Annotated in this window: 11 protein-coding genes; all 11 read left to right on the forward strand. The window is 52.4% G+C overall.

Going from position 1 to position 11,658, the window contains the following annotated elements:
* Nucleotides 1-559, forward strand: a 559-nt coding sequence (locus tag Q7V48_05150; GenBank protein MDO9210121.1) for a M23 family metallopeptidase, incomplete at its 5' end; no start/stop codon positions are given.
* Between the two features lie 322 nt (nucleotides 560-881).
* Nucleotides 882-3,848, forward strand: coding sequence for a preprotein translocase subunit SecA (gene secA / locus Q7V48_05155; GenBank protein MDO9210122.1), 2,967 nt, complete (start codon nucleotides 882-884; stop codon nucleotides 3,846-3,848).
* Between the two features lie 43 nt (nucleotides 3,849-3,891).
* Nucleotides 3,892-5,097, forward strand: coding sequence for a bifunctional glutamate N-acetyltransferase/amino-acid acetyltransferase ArgJ (gene argJ / locus Q7V48_05160; GenBank protein ID MDO9210123.1), 1,206 nt, complete (start codon nucleotides 3,892-3,894; stop codon nucleotides 5,095-5,097).
* 179 nt (nucleotides 5,098-5,276) lie between these two features.
* Entirely contained in the window at nucleotides 5,277-6,101 is an 825-nt protein-coding gene (rpsB, locus tag Q7V48_05165; protein MDO9210124.1) for a 30S ribosomal protein S2, read from the forward strand.
* Between the two features lie 13 nt (nucleotides 6,102-6,114).
* Entirely contained in the window at nucleotides 6,115-6,723 is a 609-nt protein-coding gene (tsf, locus tag Q7V48_05170; GenBank protein MDO9210125.1) for a translation elongation factor Ts, read from the forward strand.
* Nucleotides 6,720-7,445: a UMP kinase gene (pyrH, locus tag Q7V48_05175; GenBank protein ID MDO9210126.1), complete on the forward strand. Its 726-nt coding sequence runs from the start codon at nucleotides 6,720-6,722 to the stop codon at nucleotides 7,443-7,445. Before tsf ends, pyrH begins: the two co-directional genes overlap by 4 nt.
* A 3-nt stretch (nucleotides 7,446-7,448) precedes the next feature.
* Complete coding sequence (gene frr, locus Q7V48_05180) at nucleotides 7,449-8,012, forward strand: ribosome recycling factor (protein MDO9210127.1); 564 nt, start codon at nucleotides 7,449-7,451, stop codon at nucleotides 8,010-8,012.
* A 93-nt stretch (nucleotides 8,013-8,105) separates the two neighbouring features.
* Nucleotides 8,106-8,849: an isoprenyl transferase gene (locus Q7V48_05185; protein MDO9210128.1), complete on the forward strand. Its 744-nt coding sequence runs from the start codon at nucleotides 8,106-8,108 to the stop codon at nucleotides 8,847-8,849.
* On the forward strand, nucleotides 8,846-9,652 hold the full coding sequence (locus Q7V48_05190; protein ID MDO9210129.1) for a phosphatidate cytidylyltransferase: 807 nt from the start codon (nucleotides 8,846-8,848) through the stop codon (nucleotides 9,650-9,652). Before Q7V48_05185 ends, Q7V48_05190 begins: the two co-directional genes overlap by 4 nt.
* A gap of 8 nt (nucleotides 9,653-9,660) precedes the next feature.
* On the forward strand, nucleotides 9,661-10,821 hold the full coding sequence (locus Q7V48_05195; protein ID MDO9210130.1) for a 1-deoxy-D-xylulose-5-phosphate reductoisomerase: 1,161 nt from the start codon (nucleotides 9,661-9,663) through the stop codon (nucleotides 10,819-10,821).
* Nucleotides 10,818-11,658: site-2 protease family protein (locus Q7V48_05200; protein ID MDO9210131.1), on the forward strand; the 841-nt coding region annotated here is incomplete at its 3' end. The genes Q7V48_05195 and Q7V48_05200, both read left to right, overlap by 4 nt.

Here is an 11,658-nt window from a genome sequence, read left to right on the forward strand (position 1 = left end):
TTTCCGGGAGGAAGAGGTCTCCATTCTGGATAAGGAAAGAAATAGACTGGTTAGCCGCCTGCACCACGATCTTTTGGACCTGCGCCAAGAATTTTCCCAAAGGGAAAAAAATTTGAAAGAACTCCAGGAGTTCCTTCAAGGTCAAAAATCGTTTCTCTTAGCCACGCCTTCTCTATGGCCGGTATTAGGCCGGATTTCTTCAGGATTTGGAGATACCCGTCTTTCCCCTTCTTCCGGGGGAACTCGTCCCCATAGAGGAATGGACATCTCTGCTCCTTCAGGAACAATGGTTGTCGCCCCTGCCGATGGAGTTGTCAATTTTGCCGGACGTGAATCAGAGTACGGACGATTGATTTGCCTCGATCATGGACATGGATATTCTACCATGTTCGGCCACCTGAAAGACCTTTTGGTCAAAACCGGCGACAAAGTAAGAAAAGGGCAGACGATTGGAACCGTGGGCATGTCTGGCAACAGTACTGGACCCCACCTTCACTACGAAGTGCGCATCCATGGTAACCCAGTCAACCCAGTCCGTTACCTTAACCAATCAGCATAATTCCATTGCCACCGCCCAGTTCTTATAATGGGTTTCCTTTTTAATAATCCCAGGCTCAGGCGGGGGGCGCTGAGTGCCGGCCAAATTGCCGGATGAGCTTTTCTCCCCTTCCTCCCCTTTTTCTCCGCCGAACATATTCCCTCTTCCCCTGTTATTATAAATATGCTATTATATCAAATGGGTTTGAAGCTTTGGCCCCGATAAGGAAGGCTTTATCGGGGTTTTTGTTTGATTTACTATCCAATTTCACCGCAGAGGCCGCAGAGATCGCAGAGCCAAAAGGGCCTTTGTACTCAGCGTTCTCTGCGGTAAATATAATAATATGTTTCTCAATGTCTTGCAAAAAATATTCGGCAGTAAGAATGAGCGGGAGCTCAACCGCCTGAAACCCCTAATCAGGGCGATCAACGAACTGGAGCCAGCGGTGGCCCAGTTAAGCGACGGCCAGCTTCAGGCCAAAACCGGGGAGTTTCGCGAGCGTCTTGCCCAGGGGGAAACCCTTGACGACTTACTGACCGAAGCCTTCGCCGTGGTCCGGGAAGTCGCTCGCCGCACTTTAGCCCAGCGCCATTTCGACGTCCAACTGGTGGGGGGCATAGTGCTCCACGAGGGGAAAATCGCTGAAATGAAGACCGGCGAAGGGAAAACTTTGGCGGCTACCTTGCCCCTATACTTAAACGCCCTTACTGGCAAGGGCGTCCACGTGGTCACGGTAAACGATTATCTGGCCAAGCGCGATGCGGCTTGGATGGGTGCCATTTACAATTTTCTGGGCCTTGCGGTGGGCGTCATCGTCCATGAATTAGACGATCTGGAACGCCAACAAGCTTACCGCTGTGACATTACTTACGGCACGAACAATGAATTTGGTTTCGATTACTTGCGCGATAACATGAAGTTCCGTATTGAAGATCTGGTCCAGCGGGAATTGAATTACGCCATCGTGGACGAGGTCGATTCCATCCTTATCGATGAAGCCCGGACCCCTCTGATCATTTCCGGTGCGGTCGAGCAACTGGATGAAGGATACTATGAAGAGCTCAAGCCGATGGTTATTCGTCTGCACCAGAATCAAAGCCGCCTCATCCAGACCATTTTCGACGAAGCTCTCCGACTCCTTGAAGAAGAGCCCGAAAGCGAAACCGTTATCGAACAACTTTTACTGGTTAAGCGGGGGGATCCGAAAAATCCTCGTTTTCTGGACCTCATTGCCGAAAAACCTGCCCTCAAGACCCGCCTCGACCGCCTGGAGTCTTATCTTTCCGGTCAAAAAATACTCTCTCAATTTGATGACAAACTCTTCTGTGCCATTGATGAACGGTCGAACGCCGTGGAGTTGACGGAAAAAGGCTTAGAGCTTCTCTCCCGAGGACGGGCAGATGCCTTTGTTGTTCCTTCGCTGGAAGAAGGATATCTGACCATCGATAGCAATGATCAATTAAACCCGCCCGAAAGAATCGAAGCCCGGCAAGCCCTGGATAACCAGTACCGGCAGACTTCGGAACGTATCCACACCATCCACCAGCTCGTCAAAGCCCACTGGCTTTTTCAGAAAGATGTCAATTACGTGATCAAGGATGGCCAGGTGATCATCGTCGACGAGTTCACCGGCCGGATGATGCCCGGACGCCGCTGGAGTGACGGCTTGCACCAGGCGATCGAAGCCAAGGAAGGAGTGAAGGTCGCGGAGGAGAATCAAACCTTAGCGACGATCACCTTTCAAAACTACTTTCGCATGTACAAAAAGCTAGCCGGCATGACGGGTACGGCGGATACCGAGGCCCAGGAATTTAAGAAAATCTACAAACTGGATGTTATGGTCATCCCCACCAATATGCCCATGATCCGCCAGGATTTCTCCGATGTCATCTACCGGACCCAGAGGGAGAAATACAAAGCCGTCGTGGAAGAAGTAAAAGAATGCCACCGCCGGGGTCAGCCCGTTCTGGTGGGGTCCATTTCCATTGAAAACTCCGAAAAACTCTCCCAGATGCTCAAGCAGGAGAAGATCCCCCATCAGGTCTTGAACGCCAAATACCACGAAACGGAAGCCAAAATTATTGCTCAGGCTGGACGATTCGGCGCGCTCACCATTTCCACCAACATGGCCGGCCGGGGCACGGATATTATGCTCGGCGGTAATCCCGAAATGTTGGTTCGCGAGGAAGCCTTGCGCCGCAAGGTGGATCTTTCCACCGACCCAGAGGGCTTCCGAAAAATATTGGAGGAGATGCGTGCTCTCACCTCCCAGGAATATCGGAAAGTAATCGAAGCCGGCGGGTTACATGTCCTAGGCACAGAACGCCATGAATCCCGGCGGATCGACAATCAACTCCGCGGCCGCTCCGGCCGACAGGGAGATCCGGGAACTTCCAGGTTCTACCTTTCCCTGGAGGATGACCTACTGCGCATCTTCGGCTCCCAGCGCATCTCGGGAGTCATGAGCCGGCTGGGGATGGAAGAAGGCCAGCCCATCGAACATTCCCTGATCAGCCGGGCGATCGAGAACGCCCAGAAACGCGTGGAAGCCCACAACTTTGACATCCGCAAACACCTCTTGGAATACGACGACGTTATGAACAAACAACGGGAGGTGATTTATGACCAGCGCAAAAGGGTTCTGGCTCAGGATGGCGTTGCCGAAGAAATCCAAGAGCTCATCACCGAGCTTGCCGAGGAAATCGTTGATTCCATTGCGGATGAAAAAACCTATCCTGAGGAATGGGATTACCGCCGGTTGAATGAATCCCTTATGCGCCTCTTTTCCTTCGGCCTCAGCATCCGCCCTGAAGATACCCAGAATATGACCCGGGAGAAGCTCTGGGAAAAGGTCGTGGCCCAAGCCAAAGAAGTCTATGGGGGGAAAGGGGCCGAATTCGGCCCCGAGGCTATGGGACACCTGGAACAAGTAATCTACCTCCAGTCCATCGATACCCTCTGGAAAGAACACTTGATGGCTATGGACCACTTGAAGGAAGGCATCGGCCTCAGAGGGTATGGGCAGCGCAACCCGCTCCAGGAATACCAGAAGGAAGGATACGCGATGTTTATGGATCTGATTCAGCGTATCAAGGAGGAGACGATCCAAAAACTCTTCCGGGTCCAGATCGCTCGTCCCCAGGAAGTAGCTCAATTTGAGGCCGTCCGTAAGCAACCCCTCATTCTTAGCCGTGGCGAAGAGGTCGAGGAGAAACAGCAGCCTGTAAAGCGAGAGGGTAAAAAGGTGGGGCGTAATGATCCCTGCCCCTGTGGGAGCGGGAAAAAATACAAAAAATGTCATGGGAGATAACTAAAGCAAAGAGCGTAGCGCTTAGCGTAGTTTAGGAGTTAACATGAACAAAGACATTCCCCCCGATTTCAAGGTTCCCGGTTTCCTGGCTGCGGGCATATCTGCCGGGATTAAAAAAAACCGGGAGAAAGACCTGGCCCTTATATACTCTGAGGTGCCTTCCGTGGCTGCCGGGGTTTTCACTACCAACCGGGTAAAAGCAGCTCCTGTACTCCTTTCGATGGAGCGGATAAAGGCGGGACGTGCCCGGGCTATATTGATCAATTCCGGGTCCGCTAACGCCTGTACGGGCAAGAAGGGTCTGACCGACGGCCGACGCCTTTCCAGGTTGATTGCCTCTTCCCTGAAAATTAATCCGGGAAATGTGCTCCTGGCCTCTACCGGCGTAATCGGGAAACCCTTACCCATGAGTTTAATCGAAAAAAACCTTCCCCGTCTCTTATCCTCCCTAGCGCCCGACGGTCTGGGGAATGTTGCCCGGGCCATTGTGACTACCGACACCTTCCCCAAAGCGGTGATTCTTCGCCAACAGGTGAATGGGCGAGAAATCACCCTGGCCGGAATCGCCAAGGGGGCAGGGATGATTAGCCCGCAAATGGCTACTCTTCTTTCTTTTGTTATCACCGACGCTTCCATTTCCCTAAAAGCGTTGCGCCAATCCTTAAAAGAAGGCGTCCAGGAATCTTTCAATCGGGTGATTGTCGACGGAGATATGAGTACCAATGACACTCTCTTGATCCTGGCCAACGGGGAAGCAAAAAACCGAGAGATAACCCTCGGTACCCCAGGTTATAAGAAATTTGTCCTTTTTTTGCATGACCTGTTATTCTCTTTAGCCCAAAAAATTGCCAGCGATGGGGAGGGAGCAACAAAATTGGTCGTCATTGCCGTGGAGGGAGCCTGCACCGCATCCGAAGCCGAGCGGGTCGCCCGCGCTGTGGCCACCTCCGCCCTGGTCAAGACTGCATTCTTCGGAGAGGACGCGAACTGGGGAAGAATCCTCTGCGCCGCGGGTTACTCGGGCGCCCCTATTGACCCGAATAAAATCGATGTCTATTTCGACGACGTAGCCCTCGTCCGCCGCGGCCAAGGCAGGGGACCTGCAATGGAAGAACAAGCGACCGCGGTGATGAAAAAGAAAGAATACACGGTTCGTATCAACCTTAACCGGGGAAAGAAGAGGGTTTCCTTTTTTACAACGGATTTTTCTTTTGATTACGTTAAAATCAACGCTTCCTACCGAAGCTGAAATTGAATCCCCGAATCCTTGGCCCCTGTTCTATTGAGATTTCACTTGAAACAAAAGTTTAGAATGTTATAATAAAAAATTCAAAACACACGTTTTCCAATCGGCGCCAGGGTGTCCGCAGAGGGCGGATGGCAAGCCGGGATAAGGAAAGCGGAGGACTAACCCAGGAGGGAAATTGTATGTCGACTGTCACCATGAAACAGCTTTTGGAAGCGGGGGTCCATTTTGGCCACCAGACCAAACGATGGAACCCCAAGATGAAGGATTACATCTTTGGCTCGCGCAATGGGATTTATATCATTGATTTACAGAAGACGGTGCGGCTCTTCAAGGGGGCTTACAAATTTGTAGTCGATGCTGTGGCCTCAGGCGGCAATATCCTCTTTGTAGGGACAAAAAAACAGGCCCAGGATTCTATCGCCGAGGAAGCCCAACGCGCCAACATGTTTTTCGTAAATCAGCGCTGGCTCGGAGGTACCCTGACGAATTTCCGCACCATCAAGAAAAACGTGGAACGCATGAAAAAACTGCAGGCCATGAAAGAGGACGGTACCTTTGATGTCCTGCCCAAGAAGGAAGTTCTGCAATTGGAAAAAGAAAAGGCCAAAATGGAAAAAACTCTGGGAGGAATTAAGGATATGAGCCGGATCCCCCAGGGAATTTTCATTGTGGATCCGCGCAAGGAGCGAATCGCCGTTCATGAGGCCAGAAAGTTAGGTATCCCCATCGTGGCTATCGTGGACACCAATTGTGATCCCGATGAAATTGACTACATCATCCCCGGAAACGACGACGCGATCCGGGCCATTCGCCTCATCTCTTCCAAAATCGCCGATGCCTGTCTGGAAGGCAAGCAACTCTTGGAGGCCAAATTAGTCGCGCCCGAAGGTGCCCCCCCGGCGGGGGCTGAGGGCGCCACCTTAGGAAAACCGAAAGTGGCCGCCGAACCGGCCCCGGAAGAAGTCGAGGAAGAAAAACCAGAGAACGAAGACGAAGAAGAATAGGAGGAAACATTTCGTGGAAGTATCCGCCAGTATGGTTAAAGATCTACGCGAGAAGACCGGCGCTGGAATGATGGACTGTAAAAAAGCCCTGGCCGAAGCAGGAGGCAATTTTGAGAAAGCCGTGGACTATTTGCGGCAAAAGGGCCTGGCCACTGCCGCTAAAAGAGCGGGACGAATCGCCTCGGAGGGCCGCATCGGCTCCTACGTGCACGCGGGCGGGAAAATCGGCGTAATGGTGGAGGTCAACTGCGAAACGGACTTCGTAGCCAAAACGGAAGATTTCCAGATTTTCGCCAAGGATGTCGCCATGCACATTGCGGCCAGTAACCCACTTTACCTTCGCCGGGAAAATGTACCACCGGAAGCTTCAGAGCGCGAGCGGGAAATCTATCGGGTTCAGGCCCGGGAAGCAGGCAAGCCTGAAAAGATCGTTGAAAAAATTGTCGAAGGTAAATTGGAAAAATTCTATAGCGAGGTTTGCCTTTTAGAACAGCCTTTTGTCAAGGCCCCGGACCTTACCATCCAGGAGCTCCTTAACGGTTTAATTGGTAAGTTGGGAGAAAAACTGGAAATTCGTCGCTTCAGTCGCTTCCAAGTCGCCGAGGGGTTATCCCAAGAGTGAAAACTTCGCCCAAGCCTTTTTTTCGACGCATCCTGCTCAAGCTCAGCGGGGAGGCCTTAATGGGGGATCAGGAGTATGGAATCAGTCCAGCCGTGGTCCAGAAGATAGCCGTTGAGGTCAAGGAATTGAACCTGCTGGGCGTGCAAGTAGCCATTGTAATCGGCGGTGGGAATATCTATCGCGGCGTGGCTGCCAGTACTGCAGGGATGGACCGGGCATCGGCCGATCACATGGGTATGCTGGCCACCGTCATCAACAGTTTGGCTTTGCAGGATGCTTTAGAAAGGGCAGGCATCTTCACACGAGTAATGTCCGCCATCGAGATGCACCAGATCGCCGAACCTTACATCCGCCGCAGGGCAGTTCGCCACCTGGAAAAAGGAAGGGTCGTGATCTTCGCCGGAGGGACAGGGAATCCCTATTTTACCACCGACACCGCCGCCGCTTTGCGCGCCATGGAAGTGAAATCTCAGGTGATTCTCAAAGCCACCAAAGTGGATGGTGTCTATGATACCGATCCCCTGATTCATAAAACGGCCAAAAAGTTCAAAGAACTCTCCTATATCGAAGTCCTGAACCGGGGCCTCAAGATCATGGACGCCACGGCGATCTCTCTATGCATGGACAATCACCTTCCCATTATTGTATTCAACCTCACCCGCAAAGGAAATATTAAGCGGGTTGTTTTCGGCCAGAAAATCGGTACGGTCATTCGGGGGTAACGCATGTTTAAAAAAGAGGCTTTTATAGCGGAAGTGAAGTCGAAAATGGAAAAGTCTATTGAGGCCTTGCGCAAAGACTTGAGCCGCATACGTACGGGCCGGGCCTCCCTTACTCTACTTGACGGCGTCCGGGTCAATTATTACGGCGTTCCCACGCCTCTTTCTCAGGTCGCCTCCCTGTCAGTTCCTGAAAGCCGAACGATTTCCATCCAACCCTGGGACCCTAAAATTATCGGAGAAATTGAAAAAGCTATCCAAAAATCGGACCTGGGCCTTACTCCTCTCAGTGACGGAAAAATCGTGCGCATTAATATCCCCTCTCTCACCGAAGAACGACGCAAGGAACTGGTCAAAGTTGTAAAGCGCATGGAAGAGGAATGTAAAGTGGCCATGCGCAATATCCGCCGGGATGCCAACGAACAGCTAAAAACAGCGAAAAAAGACAAAAATCTCTCCGAAGACGACCAGTTTAAATATCAGGAAGAAATCCAGAAGCTCATGGATAAATCTATCGAGAAAGCCGAAGAGGTTGTCAAGGCTAAGGAAAAAGAGATCCTGGAAGTTTGAAAACCTACGCCCTTCCGCTCGCTCCCCCATTTTTTCTCTCAGGCCGGAGATCGTCGCCATGATCTGGAAATCTTCCCTTAGCACAGGAAATTTATGCATCGGTTAGTGAAGGAAAAACTCCCCCGCCATCTGGCGATCATCATGGATGGAAACGGCCGCTGGGCTGAGCAACGGTTATTAGACCGGGTGGCTGGCCACCGGCAGGGAGCCGAATCCGTGCGGACCGTCGTCCGAGCATGCCGGGAAATCGGCATTGCCTATCTGACCCTATTTGCTTTTTCAGCGGAAAACTGGAGCCGCCCCCAACCGGAGGTAGAAGCAATCATGACCCTTCTTAAGGATTACTTGGTCACGGAACTCCGGGAGATGTTGGATAACAACATCCGTCTTTTGGCCATCGGCGACCTCTCCCGCCTGCCCAAAGAAGTGGTCAGCGCCCTCAACGAAACGATGAAGCTGACGGCTGCGGCTACGGGAATGACGTTGACCTTGGCCTTGAGCTATGGCGGACGAGATGACATCATCCAGGCCATCCGCCGGATCACGGCCAATTCCCGGGACGGCAACCTGACCCCCGAAGACATCGACGAGGCGCTTTTTTCCAAATACCTTTGGACGGCCAGCCTTCCTGACCCTGATTTACTCATCCGCACCAGCGGAGAGGTTCGCATCAGCAACTTTTTCCTTTGGCAGCTCGCGTACACGGAAATCTATGTGACGCCCAACCTCTGGCCGGACTTCAAAAAGGAGGATCTAATCCAGGCTTTGTTAAGTTACCAGGATCGAGAACGTAGGTTTGGCCTGACCAGTGAACAGATCAAAATAGGGGATCGATGATGCATCTGAAGCGCTGGATCTCCGGCCTGATCATGGCTCCCTGCTTGATTCTATTCATCCTCTTCGCCCCCTCTTGGCTTTTTCTTTTGCTGATCCTTTTTCTGACCTTCTTGGGGCTGCAGGAATATTATGCCCTGGCCCTACCAGAACTTGGCCTTAGCAAAAAAATGGTGTCCATCTTTTTGGGCCTCCTCCTCCCGATTTCCCTTTACGCAAAAGATTCCAGATGTTTTCTTGCGGGAATGGCCATGATCCTTATGTTATTGTTCATCCTGGCCCTCTGGGAGCAAAAAGATTTTTCTCTCCGGGTCGATCAGGTGAGCAGGCATCTTCTTGGCCTTTTTTATGTACCCTTTCTCCTGGCTCACTTCATCCTGATGCATAAACTGGAGGAGGGTCGGTTATGGATCCTCTTCACCCTGGTCGTAGTTTATTGCGGTGATACGACAGCCTTTTATGTAGGCCGAACCTGGGGACGGAAAAAACTCGCGCCCGAGATCAGCCCGGGGAAAACGGTAGAGGGGGGCGCGGGAGTAGTCGGCGGGTCCATTGCCGGCGCATTGTTTTTCAAATTTTTTTTCTTTCCCCAGCTCCCGGTTCCCCATGCTTTGGCCTTGGCCGCAGGGGTGGGGATTATCGGGCAATTGGGAGACCTTTTTGAATCGTTGCTGAAACGGAGCGCCCAGGTCAAGGATTCCGGGTCTCTTATCCCCGGCCATGGCGGTCTCCTGGACCGCATTGACAGCGTGCTTTTCGCCGGTCCCTTGGTTTATTATTATGCTTGGGGGGCGGGGCTGGGATAATAAAAGGTATGAAGAAAATTGCCATCCTCGGTTCCACCGGCTCCGTCGGAGTCAACGCTCTCGATATCGTCGCCCAGCATCCGGATAAATTCCGGGTTGTGGCCCTGGCCGGGGGCGCCAATCTGAAAAAAATGGAAGAGCAAATTTTGCGCTTTCGCCCGGAACTGGTTGCTTTAATGGATCCAGAATCAGCCAGGCGCCTCCAAGACTCTTTGCTGGGGAAAACAACTCGCATTCTTGCGGGTATGGAAGGGCTGGTGGCCGTCGCCACCCACCCGGAGGCGGAGATGGTCCTCTCCGCCCTTGCCGGCAGTGTCGGTCTTTTACCCACTTTAGCCGCCGTGAGAGCTCAAAAAAATCTGGCCATCGCTAATAAAGAACCTCTGGTCATGGCTGGGGAAATTCTGGTGCGGGAAATTCAAGAAAAAGGCGTACACCTTCTTCCGGTTGATAGCGAGCACAGCGCCATCTTCCAGGCCATGGCCGGACACCGCCAAGAGGACATTAAGCGACTTATCCTTACCGCCTCCGGTGGCCCTTTTTTGCTTACCCCCCTGGACCAACTGGCCACCGTCACCCCGCAACAAGCTTTGAATCACCCCCAATGGCGCATGGGGAAGAAGGTTACGATCGACAGCGCTTCATTGATGAACAAAGGACTGGAAGTCATCGAAGCTCACTGGCTTTTCGGTGTTCCCGCCCAACAGATTGAGGTTCTCATTCACCCCCAATCGATCATCCATTCTATGGTAGAATATATCGACGGGTCGGTGGTCGCCCAGATGTCCATGCCGGATATGCGCGGGCCCATTGCCTATGCCCTCGGCTATCCCGAAAGGTTGGATTTGCAGCTTCCTTCTCTGAATCTTTTCGAAATCGGCCAGTTAACCTTCAGCCCGGTGGATCAAGAGCGATTTCCGGCCTTGGGACTGGCGTATCGGGCTCTCCAAGAAGGAGGAACCATGCCAGCGGTTCTTAATGCCGCCAATGAAGTGGCTGTGGAGGCCTTTTTACAGGGTCGCTTGGGATTCCTCCAAATCTCCCGTTTGATCTGCAAAACCATGGACCATCACCGTCCGAGTGAACAACACAGCCTGGAGAATATCCTCCATGCCCATGCCTGGGCCAAACAAGAGGCCCAACAATTGATCGACCGAGGTAAAATGTGATCACAACGATCATCGCCACCATCATCGTTTTAGGAGTTTTAATTTTCGTCCATGAACTGGGCCATTTCCTCATGGCCAAAAAGTCAAAGGTCGGAGTCATCACCTTCTCCCTGGGTTTTGGTCCCAAGCTATTGGGGAAAAAAATCGGGGAGACGCAATACCAGATATCTCTGGTGCCCCTGGGGGGTTACGTGAAGATGGTCGGCGAAGAGCCTGGGGAAAAAGTCCCCCCTGAATTGGCGGCCAAATCGTTCTCGACCCAGCCCGTGAGCAAACGCCTGGGCATTGTCTTCGCCGGACCTTTTTTCAATTTTCTTTTCGCTATCGTTGCCTTTGCTATCGTCTTCATGGTGGGCATGCCTGCCCTGCTTCCGGAAGTGGGGGAAGTAAAACCGGATTATCCAGCTTTTAAAGCCGGCATCTTGAAAGGCGACCGCATCCTGGAAGCCAACGGATCGCCCCTCAAGCGCTGGGAAGACCTGGCCCAGGTTATCCATGAAAGCAGCGATCGCCCGCTACTCCTGAAGGTGGAAAGGGATAAAAAAATCTTTCAGCTATCGGTTACACCGCAGGTTTCAACCCAGAAAAATATCTTCGGGGATGAAGTGCAGGTGGGCTTGATCGGAATTTCCCCTTCCGGCAGTTTCTTTACGGAGCGTTTCGACCCCTTCACGGCCACCTATAAAGCCCTCATCCAATCCTGGCGGATCACGGAGTTGACCGTAGTCAGCATCGTCAAGATCATCGAGGGGAAAATCCCTGCCAAGACCATCGGCGGCCCAATTCTCATTGCTCAGCTGGCCGGGCAACAGGCCAAAGCCGGTACCCTCAACTTGA

Source organism: Deltaproteobacteria bacterium (genome assembly GCA_030654105.1).
Classification (GTDB): Bacteria; Desulfobacterota; SM23-61; order SM23-61; family SM23-61; genus JAHJQK01.